Here is a 16,191-nt window from a genome sequence, read left to right on the forward strand (position 1 = left end):
AGAGGTGCTTAGGCTTGGGGGGTATGCGCCTGATTTTCGGCGAGCGGGATACCCCTTACGCAGAGGCCCGGGTGGTGGTCCTGCCCGTGCCCTACGACCTCTCCCTCTCCTTCCTTCCGGGGGCCCGGCGGGGCCCCGAGGCCATCCTCCTGGCGAGCCGGGAGCTCGAGCCTTTCCTTTTGGAGCTCGGGGCCGCCCCTGAGGAGGTGGGGATCCACGCGGCCGAGCCGGTGCCCTGGGTGGCGGGGATGGCCGAGGAAAGCCACCGCCTCATCCGGGAGGAGGCCCTAAGGCACCTCCGGGCGGGGAAGTGGGTGGTGGCCCTGGGCGGGGACCACTCCATCACTCACCCCCTGGTCCAGGCCCACCGGGAGGCCTTGGGGGAGTTTTCCCTCCTCCACCTGGACGCCCACGCCGACCTCTACCCCGAGTGGCAGGGCTCGGCCTACTCCCACGCCTCGCCCTTCTACCGCCTTCTCCAAGAGGGCTTCCCCCTGGTCCAGGTAGGGGTCCGGGCCATGGACCTGGATTCCTTGCGCTTGGCCCGGGAGAAGGGGGTGGCCCTCTTCCCCGCCCACCGGATCCACCGGGAGGGGCTTCCCCTGGAGGAGGTCCTTTCCGCTCTGGGGAAGCGGGTCTACATCTCCTTGGACTTTGACGCCCTGGACCCCTCGGCGATGCCCAGCGTGGGCACCCCCCTCCCCGGGGGGCTTTCCTACCGCCAGGTGGTGGACCTCCTCGAGGCCGTCTTCCGCGAGAAGGAAGTGGTGGGGATGGACTTCGTGGAGCTCTCCCCGAACGGCCAGTTCCACGCCGAGATGACCGCGGCCCAGCTCGTCTACCACGCCATCGGCCTGAAAGGGCTTCAGGCGGGGTGGCTTGCCCGGGAGGCGGACCCCATTTAGCCCGGGGCCTTCCCCCTAGCCTTGGGGCATGCGCCCCAGGCTTGGGTCCTCTTCCTCCTCGTTCCTCCTAGGGGTCTTCTCGGGTGTAAAATAGCCCCCCGTGACCAAGCGCGTGGTTTCCGTCTCCTTGGGCAGTAGCCGCCGGGACGCCGCGGCCGAGGTGGAGCTTCTGGGGGAGCGCGTCCTTTTGGAGAGGCGGGGGACGGACGGGGACTTCCAGGCGGCCCTCTGCCTCATCCGGGAGCTGGACGGAAAGGTGGACGCCATCGGCCTCGGCGGGATTGACCTCTACCTGGTGGCGGGGGGGCGGCGCTATATCATAAGGGACGCCCAGAGGTTTAAGGAGGCCGCGAAGAAGACCCCGGTGGTGGACGGCTCGGGCCTCAAGCACACCCTGGAGCGGCGGGCGGTTGGGGAGCTCGCCTCCTTCTTTGACTGGCCCCGCACCCGGGTCCTCCTCCCCTCGGCGGTGGACCGCTTCGGCCTCGCCGAGGCCTTGGACGAGGCGGGGGCGAAGGTCCTCTACGGGGACTTCATCTTCGCCCTGGGCCTGCCCATCCCCCTCTACAGCCTATCCTTCCTGCAAAAGCTCGCCTTCCTCCTCCTCCCCCTCTTCACCCGCCTGCCCTTTTCCCTCCTCTACCCCACGGGGAAGAAGCAGGAGGAGGTGCGGGAGGACTGGCGCGCCCGCTACTACGCCTGGGCCGACGTGGTGGCCGGGGACTGGCACTACATCCGGCGCCACATGCCCAAGGACATGCGGGGCAAGACGGTGATCACCAACACCACCACGGAGGAGGACGTGGCCTTTCTCCGGGAGCGGGGGGTGAAGCGCCTCGTCACCACCACCCCGAGGCTTGGCGGCCGGAGCTTTGGGACCAACGTGATGGAGGCCATGCTGGTGGCCCTGGCGGGCCGGGAGCTTGGGGAGGAGGACTACCTCCGGTATATTGACCTTTTAGGGCTCAAGCCCCAGGTCCTGGACCTGGAAAAGGGGCCCAGTCAGGAGGAAGCATGATCAGCGTGACCGATCTCCGCCCTGGCACCAAGGTGAAGATGGACGGCGGCCTTTGGGAGTGCGTGGAGTACCAGCACCAGAAACTGGGCCGCGGCGGCGCCAAGGTGGTGGCCAAGTTCAAGAACCTGGAGACCGGGGCCACCGTGGAGCGCACCTTCAACTCCGGGGAGAAGCTGGAGGACATCTACGTGGAGACCCGGGAGCTCCAGTACCTCTACCCCGAGGGCGAGGACCTGGTCTTCATGGACCTGGAGACCTACGAGCAGTTCCACGTGCCCAAGAGCCGGGTGGAGGCGGCCCGCTTCCTCAAGGAGGGAATGACCGTCCTGGGGGACATGTACGAGGGCCGGCCCCTGAAGATCTCCCCCCCCACGGTGGTGGAGCTAAAGATCGTGGACACCCCTCCCGGGGTGCGGGGGGATACGGTTTCCGGCGGTTCCAAGCCCGCTACCTTGGAAACGGGGGCCGTGGTCCAGGTACCCCTCTTCGTGGAGCCCGGGGAGGTCATCAAGGTGGACACCCGCACCGGGGAGTACGTGGGCCGGGCCTAAGCTCGTGGAAGAGAAGGGGGAGTGGCCTGCTCCCCCTGTGCTTTCGGGATCTTGACCGGGTACAGAAATTCCAAAGGGTTGGATAGGGTAAGCTTTCCCCACGAGGTGTGCCTATGACGCCTAAAGAGCTCAAGCAGATCCTGCAGGCCTTGGTGGAGCACGGGGTAAGCGAGCTTACCCTGGAGACCCCCGATTACAAGCTCACCGTCCGCCGGGGGGGAGAGGCGCCGGTGGTGGCCGTGCCCCAGGTGGCCCTTCCCGCTTCCCTGCCCGCCGCGCCCCCCGCTCCCGAGCCCGCCCCCCCGCCCTCCCCGGCGGAGGAGGTTCCCGCCAAGGCCGACGAGTGCTCTGGGTGCGTGGAGGTCCGGGCCCCCATCGTGGGCACCTTCTACCGGGCCCCGGCCCCGGACGCCCCTCCCTACGTGAAGGAAGGGGACCGGGTGGAGAAGGGCCAGGTTCTCTGCATCATCGAGGCCATGAAGCTCATGAACGAGATTGAGTCCGAGGTCTCCGGCATCGTGAAGAAGATACTGGTCCAGAACGGGGAGCCCGTGGAGTACGGCCAGCCCCTCTTCCTCATCCAGCCGGTATGAAGAAGGTCCTCATCGCCAACCGGGGCGAGATCGCCCTGAGGATCCTCCGGGCAGCCAGGGAGCTTGGCATCAAGACGGTGGTGGCCCACTCCACCGCCGATGAGAAGAGCCTTCCCGTTCTCCTCGCCGACGAGGCCATCTGCATCGGGCCGCCTCCCTCGGGGCAGAGCTACCTCAACATCCCCAACCTCCTCTCGGCGGCCATCGTCACCGGGGCCGACGCCATCCACCCGGGCTACGGCTTCCTGGCGGAAAACGCCACCTTCGCCGAGATGTGCCGGGAACACGGGATCACCTTCATCGGCCCCACCCCGGAGAACATGCGGCTCCTGGGAGACAAGGCCACGGCGAGGAAGGTGGCCCGGGAGGCGGGGGTGCCCACGGTGCCGGGCACGGACGAGCTCGGGAGCGTGGAGGAGGCCAAGCGGGCGGCCTTAGAGATCGGCTACCCCGTGATCCTCAAGGCGAGCGCGGGAGGAGGGGGGAGGGGCATGCGGGTGGTCCACACCGAGGAGGAGCTGGAGCGGGCGGTGCTCCAGGCCCAGGAGGAGGCCCGGGCCGCCTTCGGGAACCCCGCCATCTACCTGGAGAAGTACATAGAGGAGCCCAAGCACATAGAGATCCAGGTCCTGGGGGACGGGGAGCGGGTGGTCCACCTTTGGGAGCGGGACTGCTCCATCCAGCGCCGCCACCAGAAGCTTTTGGAAGAGGCCCCGAGCCTCCTCCCCTACGAGACCCGCAAGGCCATCGCCGAAGCGGCGAGAAGGCTCGCCGAGCACGTGGGGTACGTATCCGCCGGCACCCTGGAGTTTCTGGTGGACAAAGAGGGGAACTTTTACTTCATTGAGATGAACACCCGCATCCAGGTGGAGCATCCCGTCACGGAGCTCGTCACGGGCATAGACCTGGTCCAGGCCCAGTTCCGCATCGCCCAGGGGGAAAAGCTCTGGCTGAAGCAGGAAGACATAGAGGTCCGGGGGCACGCCATAGAGGTGCGGGTGAACGCCGAGGACCCGGAGAAGGGCTTCAGGCCCTCCATCGGCAAGGTGGAGACCCTCCTCTTCCCCGGGGGGCCGGGGGTGCGGGTGGACAGCCACCTCTACGCTGGCTACCAGATCCCGCCCCACTACGACAGCCTCATCGCCAAGATCCTCGCCTGGGCCCCCACCCGGGAGGAGGCCATCAGGCGCATGGAGCGGGCCCTCGCGGAAACGGTCATTGAGGGACCCGGCCTCAAGACCACCATCCCCTTCCACCAGAAGGTGTTGCAGAACGCCTTCTTCCGCCGGGGGGCGGTCTACACCAACTTCGTGGCCCGGCGCATGGAGATGTAGACTGGGCGTGTGATGGTGGACTACGAGATCAGCGACCACGCCCTCGAGGGCCTGGTGGTCCACGCCCTTTCGGGCCTTCGGGGGGTGCGGCTTTTGGAAGCGCCTCCCCGCTCCTTGGGCGAGGTGTTCCGCCGCATGAGGCCCGTCAAGGTGGAGCGCTCCCCGGAGGGCCTTTCCGTGGAGCTCGTCCTCTCCGTGGACTACGGGCTGAGCATCCCCGAGGTGGCCCGGGAGGCGCAGAGGGCGGTGGCCGAGTCCCTCTTCCTGGCCACGGGGGAAAAGGTCAAGGCGGTGAACGTCAACGTGGCCCAGGTGGCCTATCCCCCGGAGGGCCATGCGTAGGCGGGCGCGGGAGCTGGCCATGCGGGCCCTCTTCGCCCACACCCAGGGGGGCGTGGATCTGGAGGAGGCCCTGCGCCACGCCCTGGAGGAGATGGGCGGGGAGGACGACCCCTACGGGGACCCCCTGGACGAGGAGGGGGTGGCCTTCGCCAAGAGGCTCCTTTTCGGCTACAAGGCCCACCAGGAGGAGGTGGACCGGGTGCTGGGGGAGACGGTGGAGGGTTGGAACTTTGGCCAGATGTCCAAGACCGACCTCACCGTGCTCCGCCTCGCCGCCTACGAGATGCTCTACGAGCCCACCCCCTTCGCCCCCCTCATAGAGGTGGCGGTGAAGATCGCCAAGCGCTACGGGGGCGAGCACTCCGGGGCCTTTGTGAACGGGGTTTTGGGCCGCCTCTTCCGCCGCATCCGGGAGGGGGAGGTGAAGGCGGCCCCCAAGGAGGACTAGGGTGGCGGCGCGGCTTCTTTCCGGCCACGAGGTGGCCCAGGCGGTGTACGCCGAGCTTAAGGCTACGCTCGCTTCCCTCCCCTTCGTCCCTTCCTTGCGGGTGATCCGGCTTGGGGAGGACCCGGCCTCGGTGGCCTACGTGCGCCTCAAGGACAAGAAGGCCAGGGAGCTGGGCCTTAGGAGCCAGGTAGAGGTCTACCCCGAGGACTTCCCGGAGGAGGCCCTTCTCAGGCGCATCGCCCTCCTCAACGCCGACCCCGAGGTGGACGGGGTCCTGGTCCAGCTTCCCCTTCCCCCCCACATCCGCACCGAGCGGGTCCTCGAGGCCCTCCACCCCTTGAAGGACGTGGACGGCTTCCACCCCTTGAACGTGGGGCGGCTCTGGAGCGGGGGCGAGGGGCTTTTCCCCTGCACCCCCTTGGGGGTGGTGCGCCTCCTACGCCACTACGGGGTGGACCTCAAGGGGAAGGAGGTGGTGGTGGTGGGCCGCTCCAACATCGTGGGCAAGCCCCTGGCGGGCCTCCTCCTCCGGGAGGACGCCACGGTCACCCTGGCCCACTCCAAAACCCAAGACCTCCCCGCCCTCACCCGGCGGGCCGAGGTCCTGGTGGTGGCCGTGGGGAGGCCCCACCTGGTGAGGAGGGAGTGGGTGCGGCCGGGGGCCACCGTGGTGGACGTGGGGGTGAACCGGGTGGAGGGGAAGCTTCTCGGGGACGTCCACCCCGAGGTGGCCGAGGTGGCCTCCGCCCTCACCCCCGTGCCCGGGGGGGTGGGGCCCATGACCGTGGCCATGCTCATGGCCAACACCCTCAAGGCGGCCCTCTTGAGGCGGCATGGAGCTTCTCTCTAACGCCATCTTCTGGACGGCCCTCCTGGCCAACCTCCTGGCCCAGACCCTGAAGCTTTTCCTCTACTACCGCCTCGAGGGCCGCTTCCATTGGGAGCGCTTCCTGGAAACCGGAGGGATGCCGAGCTCCCACTCCGCCACGGTGAGCGCCCTGGCGGTGAGCGTGGGGCTTAGGGAGGGGTTTGACAGCGCCCTCTTCGCCGTGGCCGCCGTCTTCGCCCTCATCGTTATGTACGACGCCACGGGCATCCGCCGGGCCGCGGGCCTCCACGCCCAGCTCCTCAACCAGTTGGTGCAGGAGCTCCAAAGGCTCGTGGAAAGGGGCTTCGCCCAGGAGCCCCTGAAGGAGCTTTTGGGCCACACCTACCTCGAGGTCCTGGTGGGGGCCCTTCTGGGCCTTTTGGTGGCCCTTTGCGCCTACTACCTCTTCCCCGCCTGGTAGAAGGCCAAGGTCTGGCCCAGGAGAAAGACGAGCAGGCCCAAGGCAGGGGAAAAGAAGAAGGCGAAGAAGCTCACCAAGAGGACCAAGACCATGGGCAAGAGGGGTTTTTTGAAGCGGTGGAAGATGAAGAGGTTCAAAAGCCCGAAGAAGGAGAGGACCAAAAGGGCGGCCGTTTCCACGGCAGGCTATTCTACGCCCTTGCCAGGCCAGGGAGATGGGGTAAACTTTTACCGAGTATAAGGAGGTGGCGTCCATGCTCACCTTGCCCGAGAAAATCCTCTTCCTCCTCCTCGCCTTGGGAAGCCTCTACTACGCCTACACGGGCTTCCTTCGCGTCTACCTCGCCATAAGGCGGGGGCGGCCCGAGGATCGGTTTGACCGCTTGCCCGAGCGGGTGGGCCGGGCCCTCTGGCTCGTCCTCACCCAGCAGACCGTGTTCAAGAGGAGGCCCCTGGTTTCCCTCCTCCACGCCTTCGTCTTCTACGGCTTCGTCTACTACCTCCTGGTGAACCTGGTGGACTTCCTGGAGGGCTTCTTCGGCCTTCACGCCCGCGGGGGGCTTTGGAACCCCTATAACCTGATCGCGGACCTCCTCACCTTCCTGATCCTCGTGGGCATCCTGGGCCTGATGCTCCGGCGCTACCTCCTCGCCCCCAGGGACTTCACCTGGAACCCCAACGTCCCCCTGCACGAGAAGGCCAGGGCCGGCATCGCCCGGGACTCGGCCATCGTGGGGGCCTTCATCGCCTTCCACGTGGGAAGCCGCCTCCTCTCCAAGGCCTTCCAGCTCGCCAAGGAGGGCCAGGACCCCTTCCAGCCCGTGGCGAGCGCCCTAGGCGGGGCGCTTTCCGGCCTCTCCCCCTCGGCCCTCACCTTGGGCGAGCACCTCTTCTGGTGGGGCGCCCTGGGCTCCATCCTCCTCTTCCTCCCCTACTTCCCCCGCTCCAAGCACATCCACCTCTTCATGGCCCCCATCAACCTGGCCTTCCGCAAGGAGGTGCCGGGGGCCCTCCTGCCCCTGGACCTGGAGAAGGAGGAGGAGAAGTTCGGGGCGGAGAAGCTGGAGGACCTCTCCTGGAAGCGGCTTCTTGACGCCTACGCCTGCATCATGTGCAACCGCTGCCAGGAGGCCTGCCCCGCCTACACCACGGGGAAGGCCCTAAGCCCGGCCGCCATCCTCATCTCCGAGCGGTACGAGCTGAACGGCATCCTTAAGGACTTCGCCCAGGGCAAGGAGAGCCCGAGGCCCCTCATGGACTTCGCCCTGAACGAGGAGGCCCTCTGGGCCTGCACCACCTGCCTGGCCTGCGTGGAGGTCTGCCCCGTGGGCAACGAGCCCATGCTCCACATCCTGGACGTGCGCCGGGCCAAGGTCCTCATGGAGGGGGAGTTTCCGGCCCAGCTCAACAACGCCTTCCGGGGGATGGAGCGCTCCGGCAACCCCTGGGGCATCGGCCAGGACAAGCGCCTGGACTGGGCGGAAGGGCTTAGGGTCCCCACGGTGGAGGAGAAGCCCCACCCCGAGGTCCTCTACTGGGTGGGGTGCGCCGCAAGCTACGACCCCCGGGCCCAGAGGATCGCCCGGAGCATGGTGGAGATCCTGAACGCCAGCGGGTTAGACTGGGCGGTCCTGGGCAGGCGGGAGAAGTGCACCGGGGACGCGGCGAGGCGGGCCGGCAACGAGTACCTCTTCTTCCAGCTCGCCACGGAGAACGTGGAGACCTTAAACCAGGTGGCCCCCAAGACCATCGTCACCACCTGCCCCCACTGCTTCCACACCCTGAAGAACGAGTACAAGGACTTCGGCGGCCAGTACCGGGTGGTCCACCACACGGAGTTCCTCGCCGAGCTCCTGCGCGAGGGCCGGATCCGGGTGGGGGAGGAGACCCGCAAGGCGGTCTTCCACGACCCCTGCTACCTGGGCCGCCACAACGGGGTCTACGAGGCCCCGCGCGAGGTGCTCAAGGGGGTGGGTCTCGTCCTCACCGAGCCTCCCCGGAACCGGGAGAGGAGCTTCTGCTGCGGGGCGGGCGGGGCCCAGTTCTGGAAGGAGGAGGAGCCCGGGGCCATGCGGGTCTCCGAGAACCGCTACAAGGAGCTTAAGGACACGGGGGCCGAGGTCATCGCCACCGGGTGCCCCTTCTGCATGGCCATGATGAACGTGGAAACCGCCCAGGACCCTAACCCTCCAGAGGTCCTAGATATCGCCGAGCTCGTGGCCCGGGGCCTCAAGGCCTAGTGTAGACGGCGTAGACCCTATACCCTCCCATCCACCCTTCCCCAAAGGCCCTTAAGGAAAGGCCCGGGGGAGGGGTGAGGAGCTCCTCGGGCTCCCAGTAGAAGGGGCTAGAGGGCCTTCCCCGCCTCAAGGCCTCCTTCCGGGAGAAGCCCTCCACCAGGAGGAACCCCCCGGGGAGGAGGAGGGAGGGAAGGGCCTTAAGGAGGGGGCGGTTCACGTAGTAGGCCATGAGGACCCCGGCGAAGGGGCCCCTGGGAAGGCGCTTCGGGGCGTCCTCGGCCTCGAGGTCCATCGCCACGAGGGAAAGCCCCGGGATGCCCGCGAGCCTCCTTAGGGCTTCGGGGCTCCGTTCCACCAGGACCACGGGGTGGCCCCTTTGCAGGAAGTAACGGGCGTTCCGCCCCAATCCCCCCGCCAGGTCCAGAATAGGGCCCTTGGGGACGAAGGGGCCAAAGGCCCGCACCACGAAGGCCGGGGGGCGGCCTTCCTGGGCTTCTCGGTAAAAGGCGTCCCAGTCCCTAGGCATCCTTGCGAAAGGCGAGGGCGCTCCCCACGAGGAGGATGAGGAAGGTGCCTCCCCAGAAGACCGCCTTGGGGAGGGCGAGGGCGAGCTCGGGGCGGTGGAGGAGGTGGGCGAGGGTGTGGGTGCCCTCCAGGAAGAGCTTGACCCCGGCCCAGCCCACCAGGGCGTAGGCCACCTTTTCCAGCCCGGGAAAGCGCTCCATCAGGGCCACCACCGAGCCCGCCAGGAGGCGGATGAAGAGGATGCCCAGGGCCACCCCGAGAAACACCAGGAGGAAGTCCTTGGAGAAGGCCACCACCGCCAGGATGGAGTCCACGGCGAAGGCCAGGTCCACCAGGTTGATGAGGACCACCACCCGCCAGAACTCGCTGGCCGTGGCCTCCGGGAGAGGTCTGGCCTCGAGGGGGCTTCGGAAGTGCTGGACCATGAGGTAGACGAGGTAGAGCCCCCCCAGCACCTGGGCCCACCAGAGCCTTATGAGAAGGACGGCGAAGAGGAGGGCGAGGCCCCTAAGGAGGTAGGCCCCCAATAGGCCGTAGAGGAGGGCCCGGGCCCGGAGGCGCGGGGGGAGGGGCCGCACCATCACCGCCAGGACCAGGGCGTTGTCCCCGGAGAGGAGGGCCTCGAGGGCGGCCACCGAGAGGAGGGTGAGGAAGGCTTCCCCGCTCACCCTTCCCCCAGGAGGTAGCGAAGCCCCGGGGCCAGGGCCTGCTTCCAGGTGACCCAGTTGTGCCCCGAGGGCCTTTCCCGGTAGGCGTGGGGGGCCTTCCGGTCGGCGAGGAGGGCGGCGAAGCGGCGGTTGGGGGCGAGGAGCCACTCCAGAAGCCCCACCTCCAGGTAGACCCGGGGAAGGCGCTCCGCCTCGGCGTAGCGAAGGAGGAGCCATTCCTCGTCCCGGTAGGCGTCCTTCCCCCCGGGGTGGGCCTTGAGGGCGGGGGAGAGGGCGAGGACCTTCTTGAAGCGCTCCGGATGCCTCCAGGCCTGCCACAAGGAGAAAAGCCCCCCCAAGGAGGCCCCCACCAAGACCACCTCTCCCAGGGGGCCGTGGGCCCCTTCCACCTCCTCCAGCACCCGGTGGAACTCCCTCTCGTAGGCCTCGCTGAAGCGGTACTCGGCGCTTCGGTCTATGGGCTCCACGAAGAGGAGGCGCACCGGCGGGACTTCCCCCGCCTCCAAAAGGGCCCGCGCCACCTTGTGCAACCCCGCGGTGCGGTAGAAGGCCACCCCGTCCTGGGCCACCAGGGTAGCCTTGGGAGAGGGCCCGGTATCCGCCACGTAAAAGCGCCTCTCCCCCAGGCGGTGCCGGGCCACCCTGGGCTCCTCCTTGGGCTCCGGGGGGGCCTCGTAGCGGAAGCCGGGAAGCCTTATGGCCCTCGGGTAGCTCCACCAGGGGTTTTCCGCCTTCTCGGGGTTGTCGGGGTCAGGGAAGGGCCTTCCCTCCCGGTCCAGGAAGGCGTACTCCACGTAGGCCCCTTCAGGGAACTCCAGGGTGAGGGGCCCCGAGAGGGGGATGGGGCTCCTCTCCCAGTCGGTGAAGTCGCCGATGAGGGCGGTGGCCCCTTCCGGCGGGTAAAAGGTGGCGCTTCTTCGTCCTACCCGTACCACGCCTTTACTCTATCCTCTAGGCCCCCCAGGGCATCCCCCTCTCGCAGGTCAGGGCGGGCGCCAAGGGGCTTAGAGCTTGTCCAGCTTCGGAAAGAGGGCGAGGAGCTCCTCCTCCGTGAGGCCCTCCCCCTCCTTCTCCGGGGTCCAGGCCAGGTGGAAGGCGAGGAGGGTATGGGGGGTGCTCCCGGCGAAGGCCAGGAGGACCTGTCTGGCTACCTCCCGGTCCAGGGGACCGGGCTTGGGCAGGCTTCCCCGCACCGCGAGGAGGAGGGAGGCCACCAGGTAGCGCCCCCCGGGCTCCACCTTGGGGGTGTAGGGGGCTTCCACCCTCTTCCCCTCAAAGTGGCGGAAGGTCTCCCGGTAAGTGCTCCGGTCCTCCAGCATCCAGGCGTCAAACCGGGCCAGGACCTCTTCCTCGCTTCCCTCCTCGGCCTCGTAGCTTCCGAAGCGCCAGGCGGGGGCTTCCCGCAGGAGGAGAAGGACCACCTCGTCTAAGAGGTCCGCGAGGCCCTTGGCGGTGGTGGTGTCCGCCTCCTCGGCGAGGCGGCGGAGGGCTCTTTGCACCTCCGGGCGCACCAGGAGGGCGAGCCTGAGCCGCCCCACGCTGGCCGAAGCCTCCTCCCTCGCCGCCCCCTGCAGGCCCCGCACCACGAAGAAGGCCGCCAGGGCGAGGCCGAAGAAGACCAGGACGGGCGCTACCCCCAGGCTTCCCCCGCCCCCGGGGTACACGTACACCGGGCCCGGGGTAGGGTAGGGTAGGGGATAGGCGGGGGCGGGCCCTGGGCTCATGGGAGGCGGGGGCGAGGGCACGTAGGGCCTGCCCCCCACCCCGCCCCCGCTCTTCTGCCCCAGGGCGAGGCCGAGGAAGAGGAGGAGAAGGAGGGTCTGGAGGGGCTTCACGCCCCTTAGCATAAGGGCTTTGGGCCAAGGCCCTTTGCGTAAAACAGGGGATTCGCAGTAAACTTGACATAGGTAGGCTTAGGCTATGGACGAAGGCCAAGACGCCAAAGAGAGGAGGACAGCCATGCTGCCGGAAACCCTGCCCGTCTGCCCCGTGAGGGGTTCGGTCATCTACCCCACCATGGTCATGCCCATAGACGCGGGCCGGCCCATCTCCATCCGGGCCATTGACGAGGCCCTGGCCCGCGAGCGGGTGCTCCTCATCGTGAGCCAGAGGGACAAGGAGGTGGAAAACCCCAGGCCCTCGGACCTCTACGAGGTGGGCACGGCCTGCAACATCCTGAAGATGCGCAAGAACCCGGACGGGTCCGTCCAGGTCCTGGTGCAGGCCTTCGCCCGGGTGCGGGTGAGGGAGTGGCTGGACCTGGGGGACCACCTCGAGGCCAAGGGGGAGGTGGTCTCCGACGAGCCCGGGGACCCCATCACGGTGAAGGCCCTGGTGCGGGAGGTGAAGGACAAGTTCCAGGCCCTCCTCAAGGAGGGGAAGTACCTGCCCCCCGAGGTGGCCCAGTTCGTCCTGAACCTGGAGGACCCCTCCCAGCTCGCCGACTACATCGCCTTCCACATGGACTTCCGCCTCGAGGACAAGCAAAAGGTCCTGGAGACGGCCAACGTGGCCGAGCGGCTTAAGCACGTCTTGGTCCTTTTGGAGGCGGAGCTGGAGCTCATCGAAACCCAGCGGCGCATCCAGCAGCAGGTCAAGGAGGAGATAGACCGCAACCAGCGGGAGTACTTCCTCCGGGAGCAGATGAAGGCCATCCAGCGGGAGCTCCACGGGGAGGAGGGGGCCGAGGAGGTGGAGGAGTTCCGGAGGAAGCTGGAGGCCCTGGACCTCCCCCCCGTGGTGCGGCAGGAAGCGGAGCGTGAGCTCAACCGCTTCGCCCGCATGCACCCGGACTCCGCCGAGGCCAGCGTCATCCGCACCTACCTGGACTGGATCGTGAACCTTCCCTGGAACACCCGCACCGAGGACAACCTGGACCTGGAGCGGGCCAAGGAGATCCTGGAGCGGGACCACTACGGCCTGGAGAAGGTGAAGGACCGGGTCCTGGAGTACCTGGCGGTGCGCAAGCTCAAGGCGGAAAGGGCGAGGCGCGGGGAGATCCCCGCCGACGAGGTGAACAAGGGCCCCATCCTCCTCTTCGTGGGGCCCCCGGGGGTGGGGAAGACCTCCATCGCCAAGAGCATCGCCGAGGCCCTGGGGCGGAAGTACGTGCGGGTCTCCTTGGGCGGCGCGCGGGACGAGTCGGACATTAGGGGCCACCGCCGCACCTACATCGGGGCCATGCCCGGGCGGATCATCCAGGGCCTGAGGCAGGCCGGGACCAAGAACCCCGTCTTCCTCCTGGACGAGGTGGACAAGCTCGGCATCTCCTACCAGGGGGACCCGGCGGCGGCCCTTCTCGAGGTCCTGGACCCCGCCCAAAACAAGGAGTTCGTGGACCACTACCTGGGGGTGCCCTTTGACCTCAGCGAGGTGATGTTCATCTGCACCGCCAACTTCCCCCAGAACATCCCGGCCCCCCTCATGGACCGGATGGAGGCCATTGAGTTCACCAGCTACACCGAGCAGGAGAAGCTGGAGATCGCTAAGCGCTACCTCCTGCCGAGGCAGCTAAGGGAAAACGGCCTGGACCCGGACCAGGTGGTGGTGACCGAGGCCGCCCTCATGCGCCTCATCACCCACTACACCCGGGAGGCGGGGGTGCGGCAGCTGGAGCGGGAGATCGGGGCGCTTCTCAGGAAGGCGGCCCGGCAGATCCTGGAGGAGGGCAGGAAGCGCGTGCGCATCACCGAGCGCGACCTGGAGCGCTACCTGGGCCCGCCCCGCCACCTCCCCGAGACCGAGGCCCGGGAGCCCCAGGTGGGGGTGGCCACGGGGATGTACTACACCCCCGTGGGCGGGGACATCATGTTCGTGGAGGTCTCGGTGATGCCCGGCAAGGGCAACCTCATCCTCACGGGGCAGCTCGGCGACGTGATGAAGGAGTCGGCCCGGGCGGCGCTTTCCTACGCCAAGAAGAACGCGGGGCGCTTCGGCATCCCCCTGGAGAAGTTTGACAAGTCCGACATCCACATCCACGTCCCCGCCGGGGCCATCCCCAAGGAGGGCCCCTCCGCCGGGGTGGCCATCGTGAGCGCCTTGGTCTCCGCCCTCACCGAGGTGCCGGTGCGGCACGACATCGCCATGACCGGGGAGATCACCCTCACGGGAAGGGTCCTCCCCATCGGCGGGGTGAAGGAGAAGGTCCTCGGGGCGAGGCGGGCCGGGATCCGGGAGGTGATCCTGCCCAAGCAGAACGAGCCCGACCTCTCTGATATCCCTAAGCCCCTAAGGCAGAACATGACCTTCCACTTCGTGGAGCACCTGGACGAGGTTTTGGACCTGGCCCTGGTGGGGGGCCTGAAGGCCCTCGAGGCCCGCGCCAAGGAACCCAAGAAGCGCCCCGCCCGCAAGAAGCGGGAGCTCGTGGCCCACGCCTAAGTAAAGCCAGAGCGGGGGCCCAAGAAGCCCCAAAAAGGCCTTTTGCCTTTAGCCTAGAGCCTTCCGGTAGACCTCCAGGTACTCCGCCGTGATGCGCTCGGGGTGGAAGCGCTCGGCGGCGTATTCCCGGGCCCGCCTGCGCAGGGCGGGAAGCTCGGGGCTCGTGAGGAGCTCCACCACCGCCTCGGCGAAGCCCTCGAGGTCCCCAAGCTCCACGAGCCTTCCCACCTCCGGGGTCACGAGCTCCGGTACCCCGCCCACCGCCGTGGCCACCACGGGCACCCCCGAGGCCAGGGCCTCGAGGGCCGCCTGGCCGAAGGACTCCTCCTCCGAGGCCAGGAGGAAGAGGTCCCCCGCCCCCAGCACCTCCTCCGGGCGGGGGGTGGGGGGGTGGAAGCTGACCCAGGGGGCCACCCCGAGCTCCTCCGCCACCCGCCTGGCCTCGGCCTCCTCGGGGCCTTTGCCCAGGAGGAGAAGCCTCGCGGGGAGCTTCCGCCGCACCTTGGCGAAGGCCCGCACCAGGTCCGGCACCCGCTTGATGGGGCGGAAGTTGGAGGCGTGGACCAGGAGGAACTCTCCTTCCTCCGCGTAGAGGCGTTTTCTCTCCGGCCTCGGGTAAAAGCGCTCCGGGTCCACGGCGTTCGGGATGACCCTGGGCCGCACCCCGAAGGCCCTTTCCGCCTCCTTGGCCAGGGCCCGGCTCACCGCCGTGGTGGCCCGGGCCGCCAGAAGGGCCCGCCTGGTGGGCCCGTGGAAGGCGGGGTCCATGCCCAGCACAGAGACGTCCGTCCCGTGGAGGGTGTGGACCAGGGGGAAGGCCTCCCCGAGGCCCAGGTAGGCCGCCGCCGCGTGGGGGATGGCGTAGTGGGTGTGCACCAGGTCCAGGCCGAGCCGCTTGGCCTCCCGCTCCAGGGTGCCCGCCAGGGAGAGGGTGTAGAGGGGCCCGGGGAAGACGGGGTAGTAGGGGAGGTCCACGGGCACGTAGACCACGGGGCTATCCCGAAGGAGGCGGAAGGGCCTTTCCGTGGCGAAGAGGTGGACCCGGTGCCCCATGCGGGCGAGCCTCTCCGCCAGCTCCGTGGCCACGATGCCGCTACCCCCGAGCCCCGGGTAGGCCACGAGGCCGAGACGGAGCCCCGTCACCGCCCGACCAGGCTGGGGGAGAGGCCCCAGCGGCAGAGGACAGGAACCTTGGCCTGGAGCCCGCGCCGGGTCATGCCCCGAGTTTACCTCAGGGCCCGCACCCCCAGGAGCAGGAAGAGGAGGTTGGCCCCCCAGGCCCCAAGCTCCGGGGGGATGGCCCCCACCCCGGCCAGGGAGCGCCCCAGGAAGAAGGCCCCGTAGTAGGCCAGGGAGAGGACCACGCTCATCCCCAGGGCGAGCCCCGCGCTCTTCCCGTAGCGGAGGGCCATGGCCGCCGCGAGGAGGACCAGGACCAGGTTGGAAAGGGGCAGGGCGAGCTTGGAGTGGAGCTCGAGCCGCGCCCGCCACTTCTCCAAGGGGGGCAAAAAGGGGTCCTTGAGCTTCCTCCAGGCCGCCGAGAGGCTATCCTGGCCGAAGCTGAAGGTGTCGGCGTAGTCGGCGATGGCCCGGGCCCGGGAGAGGTCCGAGGCCACCTCCAGGGTCTTCCCCTGGCTCACCGCCCGGAAGACCCGGCGCACCTGGGCGAGGAGGTCAGGGGCGGTTTCCAGCCCCGGCACCTGGCCGAAGTCCACCTGGTAGTAGCGGTAGTTCTTGAGGGTGAGGGTCTTGTCCTCCCAGGTGCCCCGCTCGGCGAAGAGGAAGGTGCCCACCTCCCCCTGGAAGGCGGTGATGCGCACCCCCACCATCTCCTTGGCCTCCGGGTCAAAGTCTTGGAAGTAGAGGCTCTTGCCCTGGCCTATGGGGATCTGCATCCCC

Annotated in this window: 18 protein-coding genes; 11 read left to right on the forward strand and 7 right to left on the reverse strand. The window is 68.3% G+C overall.

Translation table 11 applies throughout. The annotated features are described in order from the left end of the window. The first annotated feature begins 23 nt into the window (after nucleotides 1–23). From speB to AC01Y6_RS05670, 9 genes are all read left to right on the forward strand, one after another. Complete coding sequence (gene speB / locus AC01Y6_RS05630; protein ID WP_476670645.1) at nucleotides 24–905, forward strand: agmatinase; 882 nt, start codon at nucleotides 24–26, stop codon at nucleotides 903–905. A gap of 100 nt (nucleotides 906–1,005) precedes the next feature. Continuing rightward, nucleotides 1,006–1,923, forward strand: coding sequence for a quinate 5-dehydrogenase (locus AC01Y6_RS05635; RefSeq protein ID WP_347241248.1), 918 nt, complete (start codon nucleotides 1,006–1,008; stop codon nucleotides 1,921–1,923). Continuing rightward, a complete protein-coding gene (gene efp / locus AC01Y6_RS05640; RefSeq protein ID WP_476670647.1) occupies nucleotides 1,920–2,474 on the forward strand; it encodes an elongation factor P in 555 nt (184 codons plus the stop codon). Before AC01Y6_RS05635 ends, efp begins: the two co-directional genes overlap by 4 nt. Before the next feature lie 113 nt (nucleotides 2,475–2,587). After that, nucleotides 2,588–3,067 carry an acetyl-CoA carboxylase biotin carboxyl carrier protein gene (accB, locus tag AC01Y6_RS05645; protein WP_347241246.1) on the forward strand — a complete coding sequence of 160 codons (480 nt, stop codon included), beginning with the start codon at nucleotides 2,588–2,590 and terminating at the stop codon, nucleotides 3,065–3,067. Beyond that, entirely contained in the window at nucleotides 3,064–4,401 is a 1,338-nt protein-coding gene (accC, locus tag AC01Y6_RS05650; protein WP_347241245.1) for an acetyl-CoA carboxylase biotin carboxylase subunit, read from the forward strand. The genes accB and accC overlap by 4 nt, the downstream gene beginning before the upstream one ends. Nucleotides 4,402–4,413: 12 nt before the next feature. Continuing rightward, entirely contained in the window at nucleotides 4,414–4,743 is a 330-nt protein-coding gene (locus tag AC01Y6_RS05655; RefSeq protein ID WP_347241263.1) for an Asp23/Gls24 family envelope stress response protein, read from the forward strand. Beyond that, the gene (gene nusB, locus AC01Y6_RS05660) at nucleotides 4,736–5,191 is read left to right on the forward strand and encodes a transcription antitermination factor NusB (protein WP_428721534.1); all 456 of its coding nucleotides are present in this window, start codon (nucleotides 4,736–4,738) and stop codon (nucleotides 5,189–5,191) included. Before AC01Y6_RS05655 ends, nusB begins: the two co-directional genes overlap by 8 nt. Nucleotide 5,192: 1 nt before the next feature. Beyond that, nucleotides 5,193–6,041, forward strand: a complete 849-nt coding sequence (locus AC01Y6_RS05665) for a bifunctional methylenetetrahydrofolate dehydrogenase/methenyltetrahydrofolate cyclohydrolase (RefSeq protein WP_476670648.1) — start codon at nucleotides 5,193–5,195, stop codon at nucleotides 6,039–6,041. Further along, the gene (locus AC01Y6_RS05670) at nucleotides 6,025–6,480 is read left to right on the forward strand and encodes a divergent PAP2 family protein (RefSeq protein ID WP_347241242.1); all 456 of its coding nucleotides are present in this window, start codon (nucleotides 6,025–6,027) and stop codon (nucleotides 6,478–6,480) included. Before AC01Y6_RS05665 ends, AC01Y6_RS05670 begins: the two co-directional genes overlap by 17 nt. On the opposite strand, the gene AC01Y6_RS05675 is transcribed toward AC01Y6_RS05670, so the two are convergent. After that, the gene (locus tag AC01Y6_RS05675; RefSeq protein WP_347241241.1) at nucleotides 6,459–6,659 is read right to left on the reverse strand and encodes a hypothetical protein; all 201 of its coding nucleotides are present in this window, start codon (nucleotides 6,657–6,659) and stop codon (nucleotides 6,459–6,461) included. The two genes, AC01Y6_RS05670 and AC01Y6_RS05675, sit on opposite strands and share 22 nt — an antisense overlap. 74 nt (nucleotides 6,660–6,733) lie before the next feature. Here AC01Y6_RS05675 and AC01Y6_RS05680 point away from each other — a divergent pair, with 74 nt between their 5' ends. After that, a complete protein-coding gene (locus AC01Y6_RS05680; protein ID WP_476670651.1) occupies nucleotides 6,734–8,719 on the forward strand; it encodes a (Fe-S)-binding protein in 1,986 nt (661 codons plus the stop codon). On the opposite strand, the gene AC01Y6_RS05685 is transcribed toward AC01Y6_RS05680, so the two are convergent. From AC01Y6_RS05685 to AC01Y6_RS05700, 4 genes are all read right to left on the reverse strand, one after another. Further along, nucleotides 8,709–9,245, reverse strand: a complete 537-nt coding sequence (locus AC01Y6_RS05685) for a class I SAM-dependent methyltransferase (protein WP_476670653.1) — start codon at nucleotides 9,243–9,245, stop codon at nucleotides 8,709–8,711. The two genes, AC01Y6_RS05680 and AC01Y6_RS05685, sit on opposite strands and share 11 nt — an antisense overlap. Beyond that, entirely contained in the window at nucleotides 9,238–9,912 is a 675-nt protein-coding gene (locus tag AC01Y6_RS05690; RefSeq protein ID WP_347241237.1) for a TerC family protein, read from the reverse strand. Before AC01Y6_RS05690 ends, AC01Y6_RS05685 begins: the two co-directional genes overlap by 8 nt. Next, nucleotides 9,909–10,847, reverse strand: a complete 939-nt coding sequence (locus tag AC01Y6_RS05695; RefSeq protein WP_476670656.1) for an alpha/beta hydrolase-fold protein — start codon at nucleotides 10,845–10,847, stop codon at nucleotides 9,909–9,911. The genes AC01Y6_RS05690 and AC01Y6_RS05695 overlap by 4 nt, the downstream gene beginning before the upstream one ends. A 69-nt stretch (nucleotides 10,848–10,916) precedes the next feature. After that, nucleotides 10,917–11,759, reverse strand: a complete 843-nt coding sequence (locus tag AC01Y6_RS05700) for a DUF1517 domain-containing protein (protein ID WP_476670658.1) — start codon at nucleotides 11,757–11,759, stop codon at nucleotides 10,917–10,919. A gap of 112 nt (nucleotides 11,760–11,871) precedes the next feature. Here AC01Y6_RS05700 and lon point away from each other — a divergent pair, with 112 nt between their 5' ends. Then, nucleotides 11,872–14,292 carry an endopeptidase La gene (lon, locus tag AC01Y6_RS05705; RefSeq protein WP_428719581.1) on the forward strand — a complete coding sequence of 807 codons (2,421 nt, stop codon included), beginning with the start codon at nucleotides 11,872–11,874 and terminating at the stop codon, nucleotides 14,290–14,292. A gap of 48 nt (nucleotides 14,293–14,340) precedes the next feature. Here the strand turns inward: lon and bshA are convergent, their stop codons facing one another. Together bshA and AC01Y6_RS05715 are read right to left on the reverse strand one after the other, a co-directional pair. After that, entirely contained in the window at nucleotides 14,341–15,435 is a 1,095-nt protein-coding gene (gene bshA / locus AC01Y6_RS05710) for an N-acetyl-alpha-D-glucosaminyl L-malate synthase BshA (protein WP_476670660.1), read from the reverse strand. Between the two features lie 83 nt (nucleotides 15,436–15,518). Beyond that, on the reverse strand, nucleotides 15,519–16,191 hold a 673-nt coding region (locus tag AC01Y6_RS05715), incomplete at its 5' end, for an LptF/LptG family permease (protein ID WP_476670662.1).

The organism is Thermus sp. (assembly GCF_056332225.1).